Below are 22,092 nucleotides of genomic sequence, written 5' to 3'. Positions count from 1 at the left end.
TGCGGCCGGAGCCCGAAAGGGCGGCAGTCCCGCTCTCGTCACATGGGGAATGTGCCCTCGAGTTCGCGCCCGAGCCGCAGGGTCTCGCCTACAAGAAGCTCCAGATCCTCCCGCCTTGTGCGGTGGTTGTTGATCGCGGCGCGCAGGCAGTGGCGGCCGCGGACGACGGTGTCGGTGGCGACGGCTGTCCCGGCCTCCTGCAGTCGCAGCATGATCTCGGTGTTGAGCGCCCGGAGCCGGGTCTCGTCGGTCATGTCGCCACGGTAACGGAAGCAGACGATGTTGATCGCCGTGGGCGCCATCAGTTCGAGCCCCGGTTCCGCTTCGATCAGGCGCGTGAGATAGGCCCCCTGCGCGATGTTCTGGTCGATCAGCCGCCCGAACTTGGCGACGCCCTGTTCTTTGAGCGACAGCCAGATCTTCAGCGCCTTGAATCCGCGCGAAAGTTCGAAGCCGTAATCGAAGAGGTATTCGCCCGAAGCCACGCCCCTCGGCTTCTCCTCCAGGTAATCGCCATGCAGCGTGAAGGTCTGGAAATGCCTTTTGGCATCGCGAACGACCGCGCAGCCCGCCTCGAATGGCGCATGGAGCCATTTGTGCGGATCGAGCGCGAGGGAGTCCGCCGTTTCGATCCCGTCCACGAGGTGACGGTTCTCGGGCGCGATCTTGATCAGCGCGCCGATGCAGCCATCGACGTGGAACCACAAGCCTTCGCGGCGACAGAGGTCGCCGATGGCCTGCATGTCGTCGATCGAGCCCGTGTTGGTCGTGCCGGCCGTCGCAATCACGCAGGCCGGCTTCCAGCCTTCGGCACGGTCCTGTTCGATCGCGCTCTTCAGTGCCGAAAGGTCCATCCGGAAATCTTTGTCCGACGGCACCAGCCGGAGCGCCCGGCTGCCGAGGCCCAGCGTCTCCAGCGCCTTCTGGTGGCAGCTGTGGACCTGGTCAGAGGTATAGAAGCGCAGCGGCTGGGGCAGCGAGGTCACGCCTTCCTGCCGTACGTCGATGCCCGCCATGGCGTTCCGAGCCACGGTGAGGCCGACCATGTTGGCCATGGACCCTCCGCTCGTCAGGGTGCCGCTCGCGCTGTCGGGGAATTCGGTCATGGCCTTCAGCCAGGCGACGACCTGCCGGTCGATCTCCGCCGCGGCCGTATTGCCTCCGCCGAGGTTCGATCCGTCGATGGCGGCGAGGAAGTCGCCGAGAGCGCCTGTGAAATTGCCCGCGCCCATGTACCATCCCCAGAACCGGGGATGGATGTTGCCCATCGGGTAGCGCAGGACCGTTTCGCGGAACTCCCGGTATACATCGCCGAGCGAGGTCGGTTCGACTGGTAGGGGCGCGCGGAATGACCCGCGGACGGCTTCCGGCATCTCTTGCCAGACCCGCCTGTCGCGAACCCCGCTGACATGGCGGACCGCGTCATCGACAATCTCGTGGGCGACGTCGCGCACCAGAGACCAGTCATCGGGGTCGAGCGTTTCCTCGGGACGGTTTTCCATCGGCATCCTCCCCTTGATCACCCTAACACGCGATGTCCGTTCCCGCACCCGGTCAAATTTTCGTTGGGACGGTTCGAGGGTGCTTCCGCAAGGTCGCGGGATCGTGCAGGAAACGGCCAGCCCGGAGCCGCCCCGGCCGCTTGCCAAGCCCCGGTCCCCCGGATAGGGTGCGCGCCGACCCCGGCGGGGGGTGCTCCGCCAACAGGACAAGAGGATTGCCCATGTTCGTCACTCCCGCCTATGCCCAAGCCGCAGGCGCGCCCGCAGGTTCAGCCTTCGCCCAGTTCATCCCCCTGATCCTGATCTTCGCGATCATGTACTTCCTGCTGATCCGTCCGCAGCAGAAGAAGATGAAGGATCACCGCGCGATGGTGGACGCGCTTCGCCGTGGCGACCAGGTGATCACCCAGGGCGGCATCATCGGCAAGGTTTCCAAGGTCAAGGAAGACGGTGAACTCGAGGTCGAGATCGCGGACGGAGTGAAGGTCCGCGTCGTCAAGAACACGATCGCCCAGGTCATTTCGAAGACCGAGCCCGCCGCGGCCAACACGAACTGAAGCCGCCAAAATGCTGCACATCCCCCTCTGGAAGCGGATCGTGATCTGGGGGCTCTGCGCCCTCGGGGTTCTCACGGCGGCGCCCAACCTCTTCTACGGCCGCGTCGAAGGGCACAACGACGCGCTCGTGGCTCTCGAGAGGAACGGCGCCATGACGCCGGAGCAGGAGGCCGCCCGCGCCGCATGGCCCGACTGGCTGCCATCGAACCTGGTCAACCTCGGCCTCGACCTCCGGGGGGGAGCGCATCTTCTGGCGGAGGTGCATGTCGAGGACGTCTACGAAGACCGGATGAATGGCATGTGGACCGAGGTGCGCGACCGTATTCGCGACGCCACGGGCACCGCGCGCCGGATTCAGTCGCCGCCCGACGAACTGCGCGTGCGGATCGGCGATCCGGCGAAGATGGCTGAGGCCATCGAGGCCGTTCGCGATCTCGCGAGCCCGGTGGTGACCATGACCGGTGTAGGCCAGAGCGACATCGAGGTCACGGGTGAGGGCGACACCGTCACCGTGCGGCTGTCCGAGGCCGAACGCGCCGCGACCGACGACCGGACGATGGACCAGTCGCTAGAGATCATCCGCCGCAGGGTGGACGAGGTCGGCACGCGCGAACCCACGATCCAGCGCCAGGGTGGAGACCGCATCCTGATCCAGGTCCCGGGCATCGGCTCGGCCGCCGAACTGAAGGCGCTGATCGGCACAACGGCGAAGCTGACGTTCCACCCGGTGGTCAGCCGCACCACCGACGCGCAGGCCGCGCCGGGACTAGGTAACATCCTTCTGCCCTCGGCCGATGTCGAAGGGGAGTATTACGTCCTCGAGCAGGCTCCTGTGGTGACCGGCGAGGAACTCGTCGACGCGAAGCCCGATTTCGACCAGAACGGCAGGCCCGCCGTGGGGTTCCGTTTCAACCCGACGGGAGCGCGCAAGTTCGGCGACTACACGGCCGAGAACATCGGCCAGCTTTTCGCCATCGTCCTCGACGACGAGGTGATTTCCGCACCGCAGATCCAGAGCCACATTCCGGGCGGCTCGGGCATCATCACCGGGCGCTTCACGGTCGAGGAATCGACCAACCTGGCGGTTCTTCTACGCGCAGGCGCGCTGCCGGCAGAGATGACCTTCCTCGAGGAACGCACGATCGGGCCGGAACTCGGTCAGGATTCGATCGACGCAGGCCGCATTGCCTCGTTCGTCGGCCTCGCCGCGGTCGTGTTCTTCATGGTCGCAAGCTACGGTCTGTTCGGTGTGCTCGCCAGCGTGGCGCTGGGACTGAACATCGCCATGATCTTCGGCATCCTGTCCTCGATCGGCGGCACGCTGACGCTGCCGGGCATCGCCGGGATCGTCCTGACGATCGGTATGGCGGTCGACGCCAACGTGCTGGTCTTCGAGCGCATCCGCGAAGAGATGAAGACGGCCAGAGGCCCGGCGCGCGCCATCGAACTCGGTTACCAGAAGGCGATGAGCGCCATCGTGGACGCGAACATCACCACCTTCATCACGGCCGCGATCCTGTTCTTCGTGGGTTCCGGCCCGGTGCGGGGCTTCGCGGTGACGCTGAGCGTCGGCATCGTAACCTCGGTCTTCACGGCGATCTTCGTCACGCGCCTCATGGTCGTGACCTGGTTCGAGCACAAGCGTCCGAAGACGATCACGGTCTGAGGGGGAGAGAGAAATGGCATTCCGTCTGAAACTCGTCCCCGATGAGACGAAGATCGACTTCTTCCGCTACGCGCCCGCGACTTTCGGCTTCTCGGTGGTCATGGTTCTGGCCTCGATTGTCCTCGTCGTCGTGATGGGGCTGAATTTCGGCATCGACTTCCGAGGCGGCACGACGATCCGGACCGAGTCGGTTCAGCCGGTGGACGTCGGCGCATACCGCGCCGCAATCGCGCCGCTTGACCTTGGCGACGTGTCGATCACAGAGGTCTTCGACCCGACCTTCGGCCCTGAGCAGAACGTCGCCATGATCCGCATCCAGGCCCAGGAAGGGACCGAGGCGGTGACGCCCGAGATCATCAACTCGGTCGAGGCGGCGTTGCAGGCCGTCGATCCTTCCGTGACCTTCCCCTCGGTCGAATCCGTGGGTCCCAAGGTCTCGGGTGAGCTTATCTGGACGGCGATCATCGCGGTTCTGTCCGCGACCGCGGCGATCCTCGTCTACATCTGGCTGCGCTTCGAGTGGCAGTTCGCGGTGGGCGCCGTGGTCGCGCTCATCCACGACGTAACGGTGACGGTCGGCATCTTCTCGCTTCTGCAGATCAAGTTCGACCTCGCGATCATCGCGGCGCTGCTGACGATCCTCGGCTACTCGATCAACGACACAGTGGTCGTCTTCGACCGCCTGCGCGAGAACCTCATCAAGTACAAGAAGATGGAGCTGCGCGACGTTATGAACCTCTCCGTGAACGAGACGCTCTCGCGCACGGTGATGACTTCGGGCACGACGCTCATCGCGCTGATCGCGCTTCTCGTCCTCGGCGGCGACGTGATCCGCGGCTTCGTCTTCGCGATGACCTGGGGCATCGTGGTCGGGACCTATTCGTCGGTCTATGTTGCCAAGAACGTGGTCCTGTTCCTCGGCGTCAAGCGCGACTGGTCGAAAACCGACGGGGACAGCCCTGCCGGCACGCAGTTCGGCAAGTCGGGTGGCTGAGACGGAACGGGGCAGGGGGCGGCCATGCCAATGACGGAAGTCTCATACGGAGGTGCGACGCCCATCGACGGCTACGGGCCGGGCTTCTTCCGCGTGGGCGGCGAGGTCTTCCAAGGAGCCGTCCTCGTCACCGCGTCCGGCGCCTCGGCCTGGGGCGGATGGGAGGACACCTCCCTCCTTGCCGGAATTGCCGAAGAGACGGACGTGCTCATCCTTGGCACGGGGGAGGAGATGACCCTGATTCCCGCCCCCTTCCGCGCCACCGTCGAGGCCCTGGAGATCGGGGTCGAGCCCATGGCCAGCGCCACGGCGGCGCGCACGTACAACGTTCTCCTTTCCGAGGGCCGCCGCGTAGCGGCCCTGCTCCTGCCGGTCGGATGAGCAACCCTCCGTCCCATGCGCTGCCGGTCGAGTCCGGGCCGATGGATCTGATCGTCACCGATCTTGCTGTCGCTCGTGGCGGGATTCCGGTGCTGGAAGGGGTCGGATTCACGCTCACGGCGGGGCGGGCGCTGATACTTCGGGGGCCGAACGGCATCGGAAAGACGACGCTTCTCCGGACGATCGCGGGTCTTCAGCCGCCGCTTTCCGGCAAGATCTCGGCGCCGGCGGAAGCGATCGCCTACGCCGCGCATGCCGACGGGCTGAAAGCCACGCTGACGGTGACTGAAAACCTCCGCTTCTGGGCCGCGATCTACGGAACGGGGGACATCACGCCCGCGCTTTCCGCGATGAACCTGCTCGGCCTCGCCAACCGTCCCGCGCAGGCGCTGTCCGCGGGGCAGAAGCGCCGCCTCGGGCTCGCGCGGCTCCTCGTCACGGGCCGGCCGCTGTGGCTTCTGGACGAGCCCACGGTCTCGCTCGACACCGATTCCGTCGCGCTCTTCGGCCAGGCTGTCGCCGGCCACCTCGCTCGAGGCGGCGCGGCACTGATCGCGACGCATATCGAACTCGGCCTGCCTTCGACCGAGGTCCTGGACCTCAGCCCGCATCGCGCCCGCGCGGATGCGCCGGCGCCTGGCGGCTTCGACGAGGCCTTCGCATGATGTCCGTGACCGGCCTCAGGTGGTCCGTGGTCGCGAAGGGAGGCCGCCCGTGATAGCGCTTCTCGTCCGCGACCTTCGCCTAGCAGTCCGGGCCGGCGGCGGCTTCGGGTTGGGGCTGGCCTTCTTCCTGATCGTCACGACGCTCGTTCCGTTCGGCGTCGGCCCGGAGGGAGGCATCCTCGCGCGCATCGCGCCCGGGATCCTCTGGCTCGGTGCGCTTCTGGCCTGCCTCCTGTCGCTCGACCGGATCTTCGCGCTCGATTGGGAGGATGGCTCTCTTGACCTTCTTGCAACGGCGCCCGTGCCGATGGAGGCCGTTGTCGCCATGAAGGCCGCCTCGCACTGGCTGACGACGGGGCTTCCGCTGACGCTCGCGGCGCCCGTTTTCGGGATCCTCCTCAACCTTCCGGCCGAGGGTTTCACCTGGCTCACGCTGTCACTTGCGCTCGGCACGCCGGCGCTGTCGATGATTGGCGCCTTCGGTGCCGCGCTGACGGTCGGGCTCAAGCGGGGCGGGCTCCTTCTGTCCCTGCTTGTCTTGCCGCTTTACGTGCCGACGCTCATCTACGGCGCCGAGGCCGCCCGTCGCGGTGCCGAGGAGCTGTCTGCCTCCACCCCCCTTCTTCTTCTCGTCGGAATCACCTTCGCCACGATCGCGCTTCTTCCCTTTGCCGCGGCCGCCGCGATCCGCGTGAACCTCAGGTGACGCGACAAGATGAGCCGTTGAGCCAGGGCAAAAAGAGGCATAGATCAGCGACATGTCGATCTGGGAATACGCAAACCCCAAGAAATTCATGGAGACCTCGGACCGGGTGCTGCCCTGGGTCGCGGTGCTGACGGCTTTGACGCTCGTCACCGGCCTCGTCTGGGGGTTCTTCTTCACGCCCGAGGATTACAAGCAGGGCTCGACGGTGAAGATCATCTTCATCCACGTTCCCGCTGCCATGATGGCGATCAACGCCTGGGCGATGATGCTCGTCACCTCGCTCATCTGGATCGTCCGCCGTCACCATGTCTCCGCGCTCGCCGCAAAAGCCGCGGCGCCTGTGGGTGTGACGATGACGCTGATCGCGCTCTTCACGGGTGCGATCTGGGGCCAGCCGATGTGGGGCACCTGGTGGGCTTGGGATCCGCGGCTGACCTCATTCCTGATCCTCTTCCTCTTCTACCTCGGCTACATCGCGCTGTGGGAAGCGGTGGAGAACCCGGACACGGCGGCGGACCTCACCTCCGTCCTCTGCCTCGTGGGATCGGTCTTCGCGATCCTGTCGCGCTACGCGGTGAACTTCTGGAACCAGGGCCTGCACCAGGGGGCGTCGCTGTCTCTCGACGCCGAAGAGAACATCTCCGACGCCTACTGGTATCCGCTGCTCCTGTGCATGGCGGGCTTCGTGCTCCTGTTCCTGACGCTGGTCCTCGTGCGCACCCGGACGGAGATCCGCGCCCGGCGGCTCAAGGCGCTGGAAGCCCGGGAAAGGATGGCCTGATGGTCGAACTCGGAAAATACGCGGGCACCGTGCTGGGCGCCTACGGCGCGACCGTGGTGCTTCTCGTCGGGCTCGTCGCGATCACGCTCTGGCGCGGAAAGCGCGTACGGCGGGCGCTCGAGGCGCAGGAAAAGCGGATGGCCCGGAATGGCTAGACTGTCGCCGCTCGTCATGCTGCCCCCCGCGATCTTCGCCGGCCTCGCCGCGATGTTCTTCTGGGGGATGCAGCGCGAAAACCCAGACGAACTTCGCTCGGTCTTCATCGGCAAGCCGGCGCCGGCGTTGCCGCAGGAGGGCCTTGCCGACTTCCCGCGGCTGACCGATGCCGACCTGCGCTCGGGCGAACTCACCATCGTCAACTTCTGGGCCAGCTGGTGCCCGCCCTGCCGGGCGGAACACCCGCGCCTGCTGGAGATGCAGGCCGAGGGGCTCCGTGTCGCGGGCGTGAACTTCAAGGACCGTGAGGGCGACGCCACCGACTACCTCGGCGACGAGGGCAATCCATTCTTCGGCATCGCCTTCGACCCGGCGGGCCGTTACGCGATCGACTGGGGCGTGACCGCGCCGCCAGAGACGTTCATCGTGGACGGCGACGGGACGATCCTGTTCAAGTTCGTGGGTCCGCTGGTAGGCAGCGACTATGAACAACGCTTCCTCCCCGCGCTGGAGGACGCCCGCGCCAAGGCCGGGAATTGAAACTTCCGCCTGATCAGTGGCAATCGCCGGATTCTGGACCGATCAGCGCGTAGTAAAGGCCCGTTTCGCTATCGAGAATGACGGTGCCGCGCGTGGGCGCGACTTCGGTTCCATCCTCGAGAATGATCGGGCCGTCCCAGGCTGAGCGCTTCTCCCAGCTGTTCAGCAAGGGATCGACCGGCAGTGTGCCGATCCATGCCACGTCAGGGCGCATGTGATCCTCGCCGGACAGGAGTGGCAGCGTCTTGTCGAGGTGCACAGAGATGGCAGGTCGCGTGAGGCCGTCTCGATACTCCAGAGGTCCCTCGACGCCGCCTCTGGGCAGGATCAGTTCGGAAAAGATGGCCTCTCTGAATAGAGATGAGATCCTGAAAGTCTCGCAGGTGCGGTTGGCCTGAACGCTGAACCGCGTTGCACTGGGCTGTGGCAATAGTGGATGATTTGCATCCTCTGGACGCACGGTGAAGGGGATCAGTGCGCGCACGACGCCCCATCTGTCCTTTTTCATGTCCCTCACGCGATACTCGGCCTCGTCGAACCCGGCAGAATGCTCGCCGGGGAAGAGACGGTGCCACCAGCGCATGAGGCGGTTGGAGGACGAGGATACCGTCCGCGCCTCGTATGACGTGAGGCGCAGATTCGGTGGGGGCCGCGGGCCGTCGGTCGGAAACCACAGGCGTGCCGCCGGGGGTGCCTCGAGGCTGTCGAACGTGGCGAGGGGCGGGCGAACAGTTTCGAGCGTGTCCTCGTAGGTGCTGTAGCGGTAGGGATCGCCGCAGAGGTCTTTCAAATGGTAGAGAACGAGGAAGCCGCCGCTCGCCATTGGCGTGGCCCAACCGCCCGGACTGGGCTGGTAGGTTCGGAAGGCGGGGTAGAAAGGCGCGCCGGTCGTCATTTGGCAAAGGATGCGCCCGTCGAGGCTGCGGCGTTGGCCATCCACCTCCACTTCGGCGGCGACGCTGACGAAACGTATGGCGGGGGTTGGCAGGAGCATCCAGACCAGCCATGCCGCGAGGAGGAGCGTGAAGATCCGGCGTCGCCAGGATTTGGGCCGGGGCCGACCGTTCGGCCCTGGCGCGTGATCGTTCTGTGCCCGACGACAACCTACGCCTTGGCGAGGTTCCTCAGCACGTAGTGCAGAACGCCGCCGTTCTCGACGTATTCGATCTCGACCTCGGTATCGATCCGGCACTTGATCCGGATCGTCCGTTCGCGCCCGTCCGCATAGCGGATGGTGCAGGGCACCATCGACAGGGGCTTCAGATCACCCTCGAGGCCCTCGATCGAGATCACCTCGTCGCCGTTGAGTTCCAGCGTCTTGCGGTTGTCGCCGCCGGTGAACTCGAAGGGGATGACGCCCATGCCGACGAGGTTCGAACGGTGGATGCGCTCGAAGCTTTCGGCGATCACGGCCTTGACGCCCAGAAGGTTCGTGCCCTTCGCCGCCCAGTCCCGAGAGGAGCCGGCGCCGTATTCGATCCCGCCGATGACGACCAGCGGCGTGCCGGCCTCCTGATAGGCCATCGAGGCGTCGAAGATCGAGGTCTGCTTGCCATCGGGGCCGAGTGTGTAGCCGCCCTCGACGCCGTCCAGCATCTCGTTCTTTATGCGGATGTTGGCGAAGGTCCCGCGCATCATGATCTCGTGGTTGCCGCGACGCGAGCCGTAGGAGTTGAAATCCTTCGGCGCGACCTGCCGCTCGGTCAGGTATTTCCCGGCCGGCGTGGTGGGCTTGAAGGAGCCCGCCGGGCTGATGTGGTCGGTGGTGATCATGTCGCCCAGGAGCGCGAGGATACGGGCGCCCTCGAGATTGGCGATCTTGCCCTTTTCCTTGCCCATGCCCTGGAAGTAGGGCGGGTTCTGGATGTAGGTCGAGGTCGCCGGCCAGTCGTAGGTTTCGCTGTCCGTGGTTTCGACCGCCTGCCAGCGCTCGTCGCCCTTGAAGACGTCGGCGTATTTCTTCTGGAACGCCTCGCGGGTCACCACCTCATGCACGAGGTCGGCGATTTCCTTGTTCGACGGCCAGATGTCCTTCAGATAGACGTCACGGCCATACTGGTCCTGGCCGATCGGGTCGTTCGTCAGGTCGACGTTGATATCGCCCGCGATCGCGTAAGCGACGACCAGTGGCGGCGAGGCGAGGTAGTTCGCCCGGACGTCCGGACTGATCCGGCCCTCGAAGTTGCGGTTGCCCGAGAGAACCGAAACCGCCACGAGGTCGTTGTCGTTGATCGCCTTGGAGATCTCGGGCTGCAGCGGGCCCGAGTTGCCGATGCAGGTCGTGCAGCCATAGCCAACGAGGTTGAACCCGAGCGCGTCGAGGTCCTCCTGCAGGCCGGCGGCCTCCAGGTATTCGGACACGACCTGCGACCCAGGCGCGAGCGAGGTCTTGACCCAGGGCTTCCGTGTCAGGCCAAGCGCGCGCGCTTTCCGCGCGACGAGGCCGGCGCCGATGAGGACGTAGGGGTTCGAGGTGTTGGTGCAGGAAGTGATCGAGGCAATCACAACCGAACCGTCACGCAGCTTGTAATTCTCGCCCGCGACGCTGGCGGACTTGCGGGCGTCTGCCGGCGCGGTGATCGTGTCGCCCTCGGAGGCCATCTCGACCGCGCCATTCGATACATCGATGCCACGATAATCGCAGACGACTTTGTAGAAGCTCTCCGCCGCCTGGGTGAGCGGGGTGTAGTCCTGCGGGCGCTTCGGGCCGGACACGGCCGGCACGATCTCGGACATGTCGAGTTGCAGCGTGTCGGTGTAGACCGGCTCGTAGTCCGCGCCGCGCCACATGCCGTTCTCCTTGGCATAGGCTTCCACGAGCGCGATGCGGTCCTCGTCGCGGCCGGTCTGGCGCAGGTAGCGAAGGGTTTCGGCGTCGATCGGGAAGAAGCCGCAGGTGGCGCCGTATTCGGGGGCCATGTTGGCGATCGTCGCGCGGTCGGCGAGCGGCAGGTGGTCGAGGCCCTCGCCGTAGAATTCGACGAACTTGCCAACGACGCCCTTCTTGCGGAGCATCGCGACGACCTTCAGGACGAGGTCGGTGGCGGTCGTGCCCTCGACCATCTGGCCGGTCAGCTTGAAGCCCACGACCTCGGGGATCAGCATCGAAACGGGTTGCCCCAGCATGGCGGCCTCCGCCTCGATGCCGCCGACGCCCCAGCCGAGGACGGCAAGGCCATTGACCATCGTCGTGTGCGAGTCGGTGCCGACCAGCGTATCGGGGTAGGCCACCGTCGCGCCGTCCTGATCGGTGTCGGTCCAGACGGTCTGCGCGAGGTATTCGAGGTTCACCTGGTGGCAGATGCCGGTGCCGGGCGGCACCACGCGGAAGTTCTGGAACGCGTTCTGGCCCCATTTCAGGAACTGGTAGCGTTCCATGTTGCGTTCGTATTCCAGCTCGACGTTGCGCTGGAAGGCGCGGGGATTGCCGAACTCGTCGATCATGACCGAGTGGTCGATCACGAGGTCGACCGGGTTCAGCGGGTTGATCTTCTGCGCGTCGCCGCCGAGCGCCTTGATCCCGTCGCGCATCGCCGCGAGGTCAACGACCGCCGGAACCCCGGTGAAGTCCTGCATCAGCACACGGGCCGGGCGGTAGGCGATCTCGCGCGGGTTCTTGCCGCCGTTCGCGCCCCATTCGGCGAAGGCGCGGATGTCGTCAACCGAGACCGTCCGCCCGCCATCCTCGAAGCGCAGCATGTTCTCCAGCACGACCTTGAGGCTCGCCGGAAGGCGCGAGAAATCACCAAGGCCCGCTTCCTGCGCCGCAGGGATCGAGTAATAGGCGACGGTCTTGCCGCCTGCGGTCAGGGTCTTGCGGGTTCCCGCGCTGTCTTTTCCGGTCACGATCGGCATGGGTCTGGCCTCCCTTCGGCTCAATGAGGAGTTCGCTCGAACGGCTAATGCCGCAAGGCGCGGAGTCGTTCAAGGGGGTACTGTATACCATTGCACACAATTTCTCCAGCGACGTCACAAATCGGGAGGGGAAAGGCTCGCAAAACCTTGATTGGCAATTTCATCCATGTTGCGACAATCAGGAGGACAAACAAGGGGAACGGACAAGCTCTGATGCGTCGGATGATGACAGCCGCGCTCGGCCTCTGGCTGGGCTGCGCCGGGATAAGCCTCGCGCAGGACACCACGAACCCAGTCGTGGTGGAACTCTACACCTCGCAAGGTTGTTCTTCCTGCCCGCCGGCGGACGCTCTGCTGGCCGAACTCGCGCCGCGAGAGGACGTCATCGCCTTGGCGCTCCATGTCGATTACTGGGATTACATCGGCTGGAAGGACAGCTTCGCTGCTCCCGAATACACGATGCGCCAGAAAGCCTATGCTCGCGCCGTCGGAGCGCGCAGCGTCTACACGCCACAGATTGTCGTGCAGGGGCAGGAACATCTGGTGGGCCTGCGCCCGATGGAGCTGGCCGACCTGATCCGGGCCCACGGCGCCAAGCCCTCGCCGGTGCGGCTGACGCTGGAACGGGCAGGGGGGGCGGTCCGGATCCGGGCCGAGGCTTTGGGCAACCCTCTGCGCCGGGAACTGATCGTGCAGCTTGTCCGCTACACGCCCGAAGAGGTCGTCGAGATCATGCACGGCGAGAATGCCGGTCGGCGGATCACCTACGCGAATATCGTGACCTCCTGGCAGCCTCTTGGCGAATGGGACGGAGCGGCGCCCCTTGCGATGGAGGCTCCAGCCGAGGGCGATGGCCCGACCGTCGTGATTCTTCAGGAAGAAGGCCCGGGCCCGATCCTGGCCGCCGCTCGCCTGCGCTAGAGCCAGGCAGCCCGCGTCGGTGCCACGAAGATCGCTGCGCAAGAGTCCCGAAGGGGCACGATCCCGGGTCGAGACGCCGACACGAGGGATGCGACGGGAATTGGCCGAATGGACTTTCTCTACCCCATTGCCTCGACAGCCGTTCCTCAGGAGAGGCTGAGCGCGAACAGGACCACATGAAGGCTCTGCCAGGAATCTGGCGGGGCTTCCGGCCGCTCCTTTAGCCCATCGGGTGGCCGATGCGTTCGAGGATCGCTGCCTCGGTCGCGGAGAGGCTCGCCCGGAATTCCGCCTGCACCGCGTCGGGCAGGGCGGGAAGGTTTTCGACAACAGACACAGCCCAGGCGAGATAGGCGAGCTGGCGTTCGCCCGGCCAGTCTTCGGGGGGCGAGTTGCCGATGGCGCGGATGTTGCTGATCTTGTCGCATATTTTCAGCAGAGCCGCCTGTGCCGACTTCTTCGGCGCGTTGACGATCTGGAGCCGTTTGCGCTCTTCCTTCGGGAGGTTCTTGTCATCCGTCACTTCGGCGACGATCGAGGCGATGGCATCGCCGAAGATCGCCGCGATTTCTTCGTGCGAGGTGGGCTCGCAATCCTCCACCGTATCGTGGAGCCAGGCGGCCGCGATCACTTCGTGTGACCCGCCGAATTCCGCGACAAGCGCCGCGACTTCCTCGAGATGGACGGTGTAGGGCTCCTTCGCGGCGCCCTTGCGGGTCTGGCCCTGGTGCCGTTCGACCGCGAAGCTGCGGGCGCGCGTGATCATGTCCTGCATGAGAGCCTCCTGTTTCGCATGACCGTCCCGCCCGATGGATGGCGCGCTCGGGCGAGCGTGCCGCCGCTGGCGGGGTCGTATCGATGCCGTTATCGGGGGAAGGGCGAATTGGACACCCTGTACCGATGTTGGCGCTCCGGTGCGGCTTGTCAAGCGTCCGCGCGCGGATCGACGGACAGTCGGCGCTTCGACCTTCATCCAGAAAGCAGAAAGCCGCGCTCTGAAGCGCGGCTTTCCGAATTCCGGTCTCGATCGAGCCTTACATCTCGTCGAGGGCCTCGACCGCCTTCTGGAGGTCGTCCTTGGAGATTTCCTTCTCAGACACCTTTGCGCCTTCGACGATATGGTCGACGACCTTGTCCTCGAAGATCGGCGCGCGCAGCTGCTGCTGCATCTGCGGGTTCTTCTGGACGAACTCGAAGAACGCACGCTCCTGGCCCGGATACTGGCGCGCCTGGTTCAGGACCGCCTGGGTCATCTCGGAATCGGTGACCTCGATGTTCTCCTTCCGGCCGATCTCGGCCAGGAGAAGGCCGAGCCGCACCCGGCGCTCGGCAAGGGTCTTGTGCTCGTCCGTCGGCTCGATCGCGCCGTGGTCATGGCCGTGGTGATCCGGGTTTTCTTCGTGCCACAGCTGGTGAGCGATCTGGCTCGCTTCCGCTTCGACGAGCGTCGGCGGAAGGTCGAACTTCACCATCTTGTCCAGCTCGTCGAGTAGGGCGCGCTTAAGAACCGCGCGCGCGGCGCCAGCGTATTCCGCTTCGAGCCGCTCGGCGACCTGACCCTTCAGCGCTTCGAGGCTTTCGGCGCCGAACTGCTTGGCCAGTTCGTCGTCGATCTCGGCCGCCTTCGGCTCCTTCACCGCCTTGACGGTGCAGTCGAAGACCGCTTCCTTGCCGGCCAGGTGCTGTGCGCCGTACTCGGCCGGGAAGGTCACGTTCACTTTGACTTCCTCGCCAGCCTTGGCGCCGGTCAGCTGGTCCTCGAAGCCGGGGATGAAGCTGCCCGAGCCGAGCACGAGCGGGTAGTCCTCGGCGGAACCGCCTTCGAAGAGTTCACCGTCGACCGAGCCCTTGAAGTCGATCACGACCTGATCGCCTTCCTTCGCCTTCGAACCCTTGCGGCGGTCTTCGAAGCGCTGAGCCGATTTCGCGAGGTTCTCGAGCGCCTCGTCGACGGCCTTGTCTTCAGCCTTCACGACGAGCTTTTCGAGCTTCAGTTTCGAAAGGTCGACCTCGGGGATTTCCGGGAGCGCTTCGTAGCTCATGGAAACGACGACGTCGTCACCCTGCTTCCAGTTCTCGCCGTCCTGCATCTCGACCTTCGGCTGCATCGCCGGGCGGTCGCCGGTTTCCTCGAAGTGCTTCTGCATCGCGCTGTCGATCGCGTCCTGCATCGCGTCGCCGAGAAGGCGCTGGCCGAACTGCTTCCTCAGGATCGGCATCGGCACCTTGCCCTTGCGGAAGCCCTTCATCTCGATCTCGGGCTGCGCCTCCACGAGCTTCTCGTTGACCTTCGCATCCAGTTCCTCAGCGCTCACGGTGATCGTGTAGCCGCGCTTAAGTCCTTCCTTCAGGGTCTCGGTGACCTGCATCTTGCCGTCCTTTTTCTCATGGTGCGGGTGGAGGGGCTCGAACCCCCACGCCTTTCGGCGCCAGAACCTAAATCTGGTGCGTCTACCAGTTCCGCCACACCCGCGAATAACCCGGAAGGCGGCCCTTCCGAATGCCTCGGCCGGGCCGCCCTCCAAAATCCGCGGTCCTTCTAGCAAGTGTTCGCAGCGGATGCGAGAGGAAAAACGGTGCTTGCGGAGGTCTGCCGCAGGCTTGTTCTGGGCAGATCCGGGGGTGGCCGGACACGTGCGGAAAGGTCACAGGCCAAGGGCGCGGAAGACCTTCGGGAGTTCTTCAGGAATGTCCTCCGCGATGAGGCCGGGGCCGAAGCTCAGGGCGCATTCGACGTGGAGCCATGCGGCGGTTTCGGCGGCCCTCATCGGGGGGAAGCCGCGGGCGAGGAGGCCGGCGATGAACCCTGCCAGCACGTCGCCGGATCCGGCGGTCGCCAGCCAGGGCGCGGATCTGTCGTAATGGGCGGAGTTGATCGAGGCCGCACCCGACGGATCGGCGATGACCGTGTCGGGGCCCTTGAACAGGACAGTGCAGCCGCCCCGCTTCGCGGCCTCGCGCGTGGCGTCGACCTTGGAGAGGGCAGGGCCCGTCTTGGCGGGGACGGCCAGCCTTTCCGCGATGTCGGGGAAGAGCCGGGCGAATTCGCCCGAGTGCGGGGTGAGGACGCAGGCCGGGTGCAGTGCCCGGAACAGGTTTTCATCCCCGGCGAGAAGGGAAAGTGCGTCCGCATCGAGGACGGTCGGGCGCCCGGCGCCGAGCGCGGCGGAGACGAGCGCGGCCTCTCGCTGTCCCATGCCCATGCCTGGACCCAGACAAAGGGCGTTGAGGCGGGAATCCCTCAGGGCATCGTCCAGCGCGTCGGCATCCTTCAGCGGCTTCAGCATCACCGCGTTCAACTGCGCCGCGTTCTCCTGCAGGGCGGCCGGAGGGCAGCCCACGGTCACAAGGCCCGCCCCGATCCGCAGCGCTCCTCGCGCCGCGAGCCGGGCCGCGCCTCCCTTGCCCGGGCCGCCGGAGAGGATCAGGGCGTGACCATGCCCGTACTTGTGCCCGGCAATGTTCTTGGAAAGGCTGCTGCCGGATACCATGGTGAGCCTGACGCGCGGCGAGGCGGGCTCCCCAGCCGCCGGCGTCCCGGACCAGCGTGAAATCCCGATATCTGCAAGAACGACCTTTCCGCAGCGCCTTGGCCCGTCCCCCAATGCGTGCCCGATCTTGCGGCTGTGGAAAGTTACCGTGAGGTCGGCGGGGAAGGCCGGGGAGAGCTCCCGCCCGCTGTCGAGGCACAGGCCGCTCGGGCCGTCTACGGCAACCCGACGGCGGCAATCGTAATGCGCGACGAGTTCATCCAGTTCCCTCGGCAAGCCGCGCGCCAATCCGGTTCCGAAGAACGCGTCGAGGGCGAGGTCCGATCGGCCGAGTTCGTTCCCGAGCGCGGAAAGCGGCCGAACCTCACCCATCTCGCGCCAGCGGTCGTGGTTTGTCCTTGCATCCGGCGGCAGTGTCGCCGGGTCGCCGAAGAGGAAGACCTCGACCTTCCAGCCCCAACCCGCCAGGAGCCGCGCGACGACGAATCCGTCGCCGCCGTTGTTCCCGGGGCCGCAGAGAACGACGGCGCGGTGCGGAGCCTTCGCGAGTTCGGGCCATTCCGCGAAGATCGCCTCTGCTATTCCCCTTCCGGCGCGTTCCATCAATTCGAGGCCAGTCACCTCTCCGCTGGCGATCGCGGCCTGTTCGACGGCGCGCATCTGGGCGGCGGTGAGGAGTTCGGTCATGGCATTCGCTCTCCGGCGATTCAACTTCGCCTCATTTGGCGCCTATCTGCACAAAAAATAGGCAAAGGTGCTGGAATCCCTGCCGCTTGCCCGTCTGCGCCAGACTGGCACATTGTCGGCCGAAGGGGAAAGTGGTCAGACACGCTCCGACAGGCAAAGCTATCGGGAGAGTCGGCCCATGAAGAAGATCGAGGCGATCATCAAACCCTTCAAGCTCGATGAGGTGAAGGAGGCGCTGCAGGAGGCCGGCATCCAGGGTCTTTCCGTCATCGAAGTGAAAGGCTTCGGGCGGCAGAAGGGCCACACGGAACTTTACCGTGGCGCCGAATATGTCGTCGACTTCCTGCCGAAGGTGAAAATCGAGGTCGTCCTTTCGGATGACCAGGTGGATGGCGCGATCGAGGCGATCATCGGCGCGGCTCGGACCGACAAGATCGGCGACGGCAAGATCTTCGTGTCGAACGTCGAACAGGCTGTGCGCATCCGCACCGGCGAGACCGGCGACGACGCGATCTGAGGAACACCGGGCGGCTCAGGCCGCCCCAACGCGAATGCTCTGATAGAAGGGATTGAGATCATATGAGCAACAAAGACGTACTCAAGCTGATCAAGGACGAGGAGGTCGAATACGTCGACATCCGCTTCACCGATCCGCGCGGCAAGCTGCAGCACGTGACCGTAGTGTCCGATCTCGTCGACGAGGACTTCCTCGAAGAGGGCTTCATGTTCGACGGTTCCTCGATCGCCGGCTGGAAGTCTATCGACCAGTCCGACATGAAGCTGATGCCCGATGCGTCCTCGGTCTACCTCGATCCGTTCTACGCCGAAAAGACGCTCTGCATTCACTGCAACGTCGTCGAGCCCGACACCGGCGAAGCCTACAGCCGCGATCCGCGCTCGACCGCCGTGAAGGCCGAGGCCTTCCTGAAGTCGACCGGCGTCGGCGACGTCGCCTACTTCGGCCCTGAAGCCGAATTCTTCATCTTCGACGACGTCCGCTATTCGGTCACGCCCCAGAAGGTGTCCTACCAGATCGACTCCGAAGATGCGGCCTGGAACACGGATGCCGTGTTCGAGACCGGCAACCTTGCGCACCGCGCGGGTCACAAGGGCGGCTACTTCCCGGTCAACCCGGTCGACGCCGGCCAGGACATCCGTTCGGAAATGCTTTCGACCATGAAGCGGATGGGCATGAAGGTCGACAAGCACCACCACGAAGTGGCGACCGCGCAGCACGAACTCGGGCTGATCTTCGGGACGCTCACCGAGCAGGCCGACAACATCCAGAAGTACAAGTACGTGATCCACAACGTGGCCCACGCCTACGGCAAGTCGGTGACCTTCATGCCGAAGCCGATGAAGGGCGACAACGGTTCGGGCATGCACGTCAACATGTCGATCTGGAAGGACGGCAAGCCGCTCTTCGCCGGCGACAAGTATGCCGACCTCTCGCAGGAAGCGCTCTACTTCATCGGCGGCATCCTGAAGCATGCGAAGACGCTGAACGCCTTCACCAACCCGTCCACGAACTCCTACAAGCGCCTGATCCCGGGCTTCGAAGCCCCGGTTCTGCGCGCCTACTCGGCCCGCAACCGTTCGGGTTGCGTCCGTATTCCGTGGACCGAAAGCCCGAAGGCCAAACGCGTCGAAGCCCGCTTCCCGGACCCGGCCGCGAACCCCTACCTTGCTTTCGCGGCGCTTCTGATGGCCGGACTCGACGGCATCAAGAACAAGATCGACCCGGGTCCGGCTTCGGACAAGGACCTCTACGATCTGCCGCCGGAAGAACTGGCGGGCATTCCCACCGTCTGCGGTTCGCTCCGCGAGGCGCTGGAAGCCCTGGAAAAGGACCACGCCTTCCTGCTGGCCGGCGATGTCTTCACCAAGGACCAGATCGACGGCTACATGGCGCTCAAGTGGGAAGAGGTTTACGCCTACGAACACACGCCGCACCCGGTCGAGTACCAGATGTACTACTCCTGCTGAGCAAGCGGTGCGTGGCACCCACGCACCCTGCCGCAGAAAACATTGGGGGCGCCCTTGGGCGCCCCCTTCCTGTTTTGCAGTGGTGATAAGTTGCGTGGCGTTCGTCGGAAGGCGGCGTCAGTCCGCTGAATGGGCCATGTCCGGAAGGCGGGCGCGAGCCTCGGCCGGCAGGCTGTCCATCGCGACCATGTAGGTGTGGATCGAGAAGACGACTGCTCCCGTCCGGGGCAGCCGAAGCAGGCATTGCCGCTCGCATCGTAGAAAGGGAGCCGGGCCGGACGGTGCCGGCCTCGGATCGCTCTCGCGGCGCGGATGGAAGAGGTCGGGCACCTGGTAAGGATGGTAGTTCATCCGCCAGAGCGGGCGTTCCGGCCGGACGGCGTCGAAAAGACGCTGCACGCGCGTAGCCAGGTTTGTGTCGTACGAGGGCACCGGAACATGGATCCGGACGAGTGGCCGCCCGAGCTTCTCGGAGAGCGTCCACGAGGCCGGGAAACACAGGATCGCTCCGGTCAGAACATGCTCTCCGTCGGCTCCGGCTTCCATCAGGCAGAGGTCCTCCTGGACTAGCCGTCCGAGCGTCATGAGAGGTTCATCGGGATTGAGCGGAACGGTGGCGCCGTCGGGGCGGGTCGCCGTTCGCTTCGAAAGTTCAAAACCCAGGCGCGGCAGGTCCGCCAGAACGCGGTCATAGAGCTCCGAGGCCGCGGGAAGCGCCGCGCTGGTCAGAGCGTGCACCTCGTTCGCGCGTTCGGCGATCAGCCTGTCGCGAAAGGCCATCTGCCCGGCATAGGCTTCGTCGACGATCAGCCATTGCGCCGGATCCAGCGGCAGGATGCCCGGAAGCCGGGACAGCCGGGGGTCCATCCAGGGAAGCGCGGGGAGTGAGGTCTGCAGAACGGGTGCCATGCCTGTTTGGTATCGGCGCAGGGGCTTAGCGAAAAGAGGATTCATCGCGCCGATCCGGCCGGTCTGAGGGGGCGGAAGATGGAGAATCCGCGAAATCAGGCAGTTGCCCCGTCGCAACAGGTGATTCGCCGCGAATCGCGCATTGGATGTCGTTCTTTGGCTGCGATCGGAACTGGCGTAGTTTTTCGCGTGGGGGGCGAAAGGAGCAGAACCATGAAGTACTGGGTGATCGCAGCCCTCGCAGGCATAGGCTTTTCAAGTCCGGTCTCGGCGCAATCCGGACCCCCGGCTGACTGGAGCGGCTACTACATTGGTGTCTTGGCGGGCAGTACCGATGACCGAAACGAGGTCACCGACAATGGCGCGCCCTACGATATCTTCGATACGAGCGGATCGGGCGCGGGAGCCTACTTGGGCTATAACGTCCAGACCGGAGCGATGGTCTACGGTGGTGAGCTTGCATACTCGCCCTGGAAGACCGATTCAAACGACCATACCGTCCTGCAGCGCGATTACCTCGATCTCAAGGGGCGGCTCGGATACGCGATGGGGCAGGCGCTGTTCTACGGTGTGGTTGGCTATACGCATGGGATTTCGAAAGAAAACCCGGCCAATGTGAGTGAAGACGCGACTGGTCTGAACTATGGTCTTGGCGTGGAATATCAGTTCGCTCAGCGGTTTACGGTGGGTGCCGAATACCTTGAGCGGCGTCTTGACGCCGACTACACGGATTCAGGTTTCCCCGGATACGAGGGTGACATCAAATCCCAATCCGTGATGCTGCGCATAGGTATGAAGTTCTGATTGACGGACCCTTTCGGGGACGAAATGCGACGGCATTTCGCGTCGTGAACAGACAGGACGCGGGTTGCAGGGCGGGCCAATCCTTTCCCGAAAAGGAGGCCCGTCCATGAATGAGCACTACAGAGACATCCGCAAGATCGACCCGACGCGGGGCACGACGCTGGGCGACGGCAGCCCCAATGACAACAACCGGATCGAAATCGGCCCGACGCAGTTGGCCTTCCGGGAATGGGAAGCGGCTGGCCTCGTGCTGCCCGACCTCACGCGGATGCGGGAAAGCCGCTGGAAACGTCTGACCCAGGCGATCGTGGCGCGGGGCTGGGGCGGGCTACTGATGTTCGACCCCCTGAACATCCGCTACGCGACCGACTCCACGAACATGCAGCTCTGGAACACGCACAACCCGTTCCGCGCGGTTCTTCTCTGCGCAGACGGCTACATGGTCATCTGGGACTACAAGAACTCCCCCTTCCTGTCGGAATTCAACCCGCTCGTCCGCGAACAGCGGTCCGGCGCGGATTTCTTCTACTTCGACAGGGGCGACCGGGCGGGCGATGCGGCCCGCAAGTTCGCGGCCGAGGTGAAGGACCTGATCGCCTCGCATGGCGAGGGCAACCGTCGGCTTGGCGTGGACAAGATCATGCTCCACGGGCTCCGCGCGCTTGAGTCCCATGGCTTCGAGGTGATGGAAGGCGAGGAATGCACGGAAAAGACCCGCGCCATCAAGAGCGAGGACGAGATTCGGGCGATGCGCTGTGCGCACCACGCCTGCGAGATGGCCGTCGCTGAAATGGAGCGCGCGGCCCGGGAAGGCGTGCCTCGCGGGAACATGAGCGAGGACGACATCTGGGCCGTGCTCCACGCCGAGAACATCAAGCGCGGCGGGGAATGGATCGAGACGCGGCTTCTCGCCTCCGGGCCGCGGACGAACCCGTGGTTCCAGGAATGCGGACCGCGGATCGTCCAGCCGAACGAGATCGTTGCCTTCGACACGGACCTCATCGGCAGCTACGGCATCTGCATCGACATCAGCCGGACCTGGTGGATCGGCGAGGCGAAGCCGACGAACGCGATGATCTACGCGATGCGGCATGCGCATGAGCACATCATGACGAACATGCAGCTTCTGAAGCCGGGTGTCAGCATCAAGGAGCTGACGTTCGGCGGTCATCACCTGGACGAGCAGTTCCGGAAGCAGAAATACGGCTGCCGGATGCACGGGGTCGGGCTCTGCGACGAGTGGCCTCTCGTCGCCTATCCCGACAACTGGGAGGAGGGTGCCTTCGACTACGTGCTGGAACCGGGCATGGTTCTTTGCGTAGAGGCCCTGGTAAGCCCGGAAGGCGGGGATTTCTCGATCAAGCTCGAGGATCAGGTCCTGGTCACGGAGACGGGCTTCGAGAACCTCACCACCTATCCGTTCGATCCGCGCCTGATGGGCGAGGTCTGAGACCAATGCGGGGCCTTCTTCACGGGAGGCCCCGCCCAAGC

General features: G+C 65.0%; 21 protein-coding genes and 1 tRNA gene. 14 read left to right on the top strand and 8 right to left on the bottom strand.

The window, feature by feature from the left end; genetic code table 11:
- Positions 1 to 38: 38 nt before the first annotated feature.
- On the bottom strand, positions 39 to 1,502 hold the full coding sequence (locus ABCN56_RS03565; RefSeq protein ID WP_343079389.1) for a pyridoxal phosphate-dependent decarboxylase family protein: 1,464 nt from the start codon (positions 1,500 to 1,502) through the stop codon (positions 39 to 41).
- A 221-nt stretch (positions 1,503 to 1,723) separates the two neighbouring features.
- Between ABCN56_RS03565 and yajC the strand changes: the two genes are divergently transcribed.
- From yajC to ABCN56_RS03520, 9 genes are read left to right on the top strand one after another with little or no spacing between them, the layout of a single operon-like run.
- Positions 1,724 to 2,059 carry a preprotein translocase subunit YajC gene (gene yajC, locus ABCN56_RS03560; RefSeq protein WP_343079388.1) on the top strand — a complete coding sequence of 112 codons (336 nt, stop codon included), beginning with the start codon at positions 1,724 to 1,726 and terminating at the stop codon, positions 2,057 to 2,059.
- A gap of 10 nt (positions 2,060 to 2,069) precedes the next feature.
- The gene (gene secD / locus ABCN56_RS03555; RefSeq protein WP_343079387.1) at positions 2,070 to 3,725 is read left to right on the top strand and encodes a protein translocase subunit SecD; all 1,656 of its coding nucleotides are present in this window, start codon (positions 2,070 to 2,072) and stop codon (positions 3,723 to 3,725) included.
- A gap of 13 nt (positions 3,726 to 3,738) precedes the next feature.
- A complete protein-coding gene (secF, locus tag ABCN56_RS03550) occupies positions 3,739 to 4,719 on the top strand; it encodes a protein translocase subunit SecF (RefSeq protein WP_343079386.1) in 981 nt (326 codons plus the stop codon).
- A gap of 24 nt (positions 4,720 to 4,743) precedes the next feature.
- Complete coding sequence (locus ABCN56_RS03545) at positions 4,744 to 5,100, top strand: Mth938-like domain-containing protein (RefSeq protein ID WP_343079385.1); 357 nt, start codon at positions 4,744 to 4,746, stop codon at positions 5,098 to 5,100.
- A 41-nt stretch (positions 5,101 to 5,141) separates the two neighbouring features.
- Positions 5,142 to 5,765, top strand: coding sequence for a heme ABC exporter ATP-binding protein CcmA (ccmA, locus tag ABCN56_RS03540; protein WP_343080110.1), 624 nt, complete (start codon positions 5,142 to 5,144; stop codon positions 5,763 to 5,765).
- A 49-nt stretch (positions 5,766 to 5,814) separates the two neighbouring features.
- Positions 5,815 to 6,471 (top strand): heme exporter protein CcmB, encoded by a 657-nt coding sequence (ccmB, locus tag ABCN56_RS03535; RefSeq protein ID WP_343079384.1) that lies wholly within the window; start codon positions 5,815 to 5,817, stop codon positions 6,469 to 6,471.
- Between the two features lie 52 nt (positions 6,472 to 6,523).
- Positions 6,524 to 7,252 (top strand): heme ABC transporter permease, encoded by a 729-nt coding sequence (locus tag ABCN56_RS03530; protein WP_343079383.1) that lies wholly within the window; start codon positions 6,524 to 6,526, stop codon positions 7,250 to 7,252.
- Positions 7,252 to 7,407, top strand: a complete 156-nt coding sequence (gene ccmD, locus ABCN56_RS03525; protein ID WP_425466067.1) for a heme exporter protein CcmD — start codon at positions 7,252 to 7,254, stop codon at positions 7,405 to 7,407. The genes ABCN56_RS03530 and ccmD overlap by 1 nt, the downstream gene beginning before the upstream one ends.
- Positions 7,400 to 7,948: a DsbE family thiol:disulfide interchange protein gene (locus ABCN56_RS03520; RefSeq protein WP_343079382.1), complete on the top strand. Its 549-nt coding sequence runs from the start codon at positions 7,400 to 7,402 to the stop codon at positions 7,946 to 7,948. Before ccmD ends, ABCN56_RS03520 begins: the two co-directional genes overlap by 8 nt.
- A gap of 13 nt (positions 7,949 to 7,961) precedes the next feature.
- Here the strand turns inward: ABCN56_RS03520 and ABCN56_RS03515 are convergent, their stop codons facing one another.
- Positions 7,962 to 8,942, bottom strand: a complete 981-nt coding sequence (locus ABCN56_RS03515) for a hypothetical protein (protein ID WP_343079381.1) — start codon at positions 8,940 to 8,942, stop codon at positions 7,962 to 7,964.
- A gap of 110 nt (positions 8,943 to 9,052) precedes the next feature.
- Positions 9,053 to 11,803, bottom strand: coding sequence for an aconitate hydratase AcnA (acnA, locus tag ABCN56_RS03510; RefSeq protein ID WP_343079380.1), 2,751 nt, complete (start codon positions 11,801 to 11,803; stop codon positions 9,053 to 9,055).
- A 213-nt stretch (positions 11,804 to 12,016) separates the two neighbouring features.
- Between acnA and ABCN56_RS03505 the strand changes: the two genes are divergently transcribed.
- A complete protein-coding gene (locus ABCN56_RS03505) occupies positions 12,017 to 12,724 on the top strand; it encodes a DUF1223 domain-containing protein (protein WP_343079379.1) in 708 nt (235 codons plus the stop codon).
- A 220-nt stretch (positions 12,725 to 12,944) separates the two neighbouring features.
- Here the strand turns inward: ABCN56_RS03505 and ABCN56_RS03500 are convergent, their stop codons facing one another.
- The 4 genes from ABCN56_RS03500 to ABCN56_RS03485 form a co-directional block, all read right to left on the bottom strand.
- Positions 12,945 to 13,499: an HD domain-containing protein gene (locus tag ABCN56_RS03500; protein ID WP_343079378.1), complete on the bottom strand. Its 555-nt coding sequence runs from the start codon at positions 13,497 to 13,499 to the stop codon at positions 12,945 to 12,947.
- A 259-nt stretch (positions 13,500 to 13,758) separates the two neighbouring features.
- Positions 13,759 to 15,093: a trigger factor gene (gene tig, locus ABCN56_RS03495; protein WP_343079377.1), complete on the bottom strand. Its 1,335-nt coding sequence runs from the start codon at positions 15,091 to 15,093 to the stop codon at positions 13,759 to 13,761.
- A gap of 19 nt (positions 15,094 to 15,112) precedes the next feature.
- Positions 15,113 to 15,197, bottom strand: a tRNA-Leu gene (locus ABCN56_RS03490).
- A gap of 172 nt (positions 15,198 to 15,369) precedes the next feature.
- The gene (locus ABCN56_RS03485) at positions 15,370 to 16,902 is read right to left on the bottom strand and encodes an NAD(P)H-hydrate dehydratase (protein WP_343079376.1); all 1,533 of its coding nucleotides are present in this window, start codon (positions 16,900 to 16,902) and stop codon (positions 15,370 to 15,372) included.
- Positions 16,903 to 17,080: 178 nt separating this feature from the next.
- On the opposite strand from ABCN56_RS03485, the gene ABCN56_RS03480 reads away from it, so the two are divergent.
- Both ABCN56_RS03480 and glnA read left to right on the top strand, forming a co-directional pair.
- Positions 17,081 to 17,419 (top strand): P-II family nitrogen regulator, encoded by a 339-nt coding sequence (locus ABCN56_RS03480; RefSeq protein ID WP_343079375.1) that lies wholly within the window; start codon positions 17,081 to 17,083, stop codon positions 17,417 to 17,419.
- A 62-nt stretch (positions 17,420 to 17,481) separates the two neighbouring features.
- A complete protein-coding gene (gene glnA / locus ABCN56_RS03475) occupies positions 17,482 to 18,888 on the top strand; it encodes a type I glutamate--ammonia ligase (RefSeq protein ID WP_343079374.1) in 1,407 nt (468 codons plus the stop codon).
- Positions 18,889 to 19,005: 117 nt separating this feature from the next.
- Here glnA and ABCN56_RS03470 read toward each other — a convergent pair whose 3' ends face one another.
- Positions 19,006 to 19,797 carry a heme-dependent oxidative N-demethylase family protein gene (locus tag ABCN56_RS03470; protein ID WP_343079373.1) on the bottom strand — a complete coding sequence of 264 codons (792 nt, stop codon included), beginning with the start codon at positions 19,795 to 19,797 and terminating at the stop codon, positions 19,006 to 19,008.
- A gap of 213 nt (positions 19,798 to 20,010) precedes the next feature.
- On the opposite strand from ABCN56_RS03470, the gene ABCN56_RS03465 reads away from it, so the two are divergent.
- A complete protein-coding gene (locus ABCN56_RS03465; protein WP_343079372.1) occupies positions 20,011 to 20,601 on the top strand; it encodes an outer membrane protein in 591 nt (196 codons plus the stop codon).
- A 106-nt stretch (positions 20,602 to 20,707) separates the two neighbouring features.
- The gene (gene dddP / locus ABCN56_RS03460; RefSeq protein ID WP_343079371.1) at positions 20,708 to 22,051 is read left to right on the top strand and encodes a dimethylsulfonioproprionate lyase DddP; all 1,344 of its coding nucleotides are present in this window, start codon (positions 20,708 to 20,710) and stop codon (positions 22,049 to 22,051) included.
- The last annotated feature ends 41 nt before the right edge of the window (positions 22,052 to 22,092 follow it).

The organism is Ostreiculturibacter nitratireducens, from assembly GCF_032670585.1.
In the GTDB taxonomy this organism is placed as follows: domain Bacteria; phylum Pseudomonadota; class Alphaproteobacteria; order Rhodobacterales; family Rhodobacteraceae; genus Ostreiculturibacter; species Ostreiculturibacter nitratireducens.
Note: the sequence above shows the minus strand (reverse complement) of the source record. Positions and strands in the feature narration are given on the sequence as shown.

Excerpts from the sequence above, each read along its gene's own strand:
- ccmD (WP_425466067.1), top strand. The coding sequence starts at position 7,252 with ATGGTCGAACTCGGAAAATACGCGGGCACCGTGCTGGGCGCCTACGGC.
- glnA (WP_343079374.1), top strand. The coding sequence starts at position 17,482 with ATGAGCAACAAAGACGTACTCAAGCTGATCAAGGACGAGGAGGTCGAA.
- acnA (WP_343079380.1), bottom strand. The coding sequence starts at position 11,803 with ATGCCGATCGTGACCGGAAAAGACAGCGCGGGAACCCGCAAGACCCTG.
- yajC (WP_343079388.1), top strand. The coding sequence starts at position 1,724 with ATGTTCGTCACTCCCGCCTATGCCCAAGCCGCAGGCGCGCCCGCAGGT.
- ABCN56_RS03565 (WP_343079389.1), bottom strand. The coding sequence starts at position 1,502 with ATGGAAAACCGTCCCGAGGAAACGCTCGACCCCGATGACTGGTCTCTG.
- ABCN56_RS03515 (WP_343079381.1), bottom strand. The coding sequence starts at position 8,942 with ATGCTCCTGCCAACCCCCGCCATACGTTTCGTCAGCGTCGCCGCCGAA.
- secF (WP_343079386.1), top strand. The coding sequence starts at position 3,739 with ATGGCATTCCGTCTGAAACTCGTCCCCGATGAGACGAAGATCGACTTC.
- secD (WP_343079387.1), top strand. The coding sequence starts at position 2,070 with ATGCTGCACATCCCCCTCTGGAAGCGGATCGTGATCTGGGGGCTCTGC.
- tig (WP_343079377.1), bottom strand. The coding sequence starts at position 15,093 with ATGCAGGTCACCGAGACCCTGAAGGAAGGACTTAAGCGCGGCTACACG.
- ABCN56_RS03465 (WP_343079372.1), top strand. The coding sequence starts at position 20,011 with ATGAAGTACTGGGTGATCGCAGCCCTCGCAGGCATAGGCTTTTCAAGT.
- ABCN56_RS03530 (WP_343079383.1), top strand. The coding sequence starts at position 6,524 with ATGTCGATCTGGGAATACGCAAACCCCAAGAAATTCATGGAGACCTCG.
- ccmA (WP_343080110.1), top strand. The coding sequence starts at position 5,142 with ATGGATCTGATCGTCACCGATCTTGCTGTCGCTCGTGGCGGGATTCCG.
- ABCN56_RS03545 (WP_343079385.1), top strand. The coding sequence starts at position 4,744 with ATGCCAATGACGGAAGTCTCATACGGAGGTGCGACGCCCATCGACGGC.
- ABCN56_RS03470 (WP_343079373.1), bottom strand. The coding sequence starts at position 19,797 with ATGGCACCCGTTCTGCAGACCTCACTCCCCGCGCTTCCCTGGATGGAC.
- ABCN56_RS03480 (WP_343079375.1), top strand. The coding sequence starts at position 17,081 with ATGAAGAAGATCGAGGCGATCATCAAACCCTTCAAGCTCGATGAGGTG.
- ABCN56_RS03485 (WP_343079376.1), bottom strand. The coding sequence starts at position 16,902 with ATGACCGAACTCCTCACCGCCGCCCAGATGCGCGCCGTCGAACAGGCC.
- ABCN56_RS03505 (WP_343079379.1), top strand. The coding sequence starts at position 12,017 with ATGCGTCGGATGATGACAGCCGCGCTCGGCCTCTGGCTGGGCTGCGCC.
- ABCN56_RS03500 (WP_343079378.1), bottom strand. The coding sequence starts at position 13,499 with ATGCAGGACATGATCACGCGCGCCCGCAGCTTCGCGGTCGAACGGCAC.
- dddP (WP_343079371.1), top strand. The coding sequence starts at position 20,708 with ATGAATGAGCACTACAGAGACATCCGCAAGATCGACCCGACGCGGGGC.
- ABCN56_RS03520 (WP_343079382.1), top strand. The coding sequence starts at position 7,400 with ATGGCTAGACTGTCGCCGCTCGTCATGCTGCCCCCCGCGATCTTCGCC.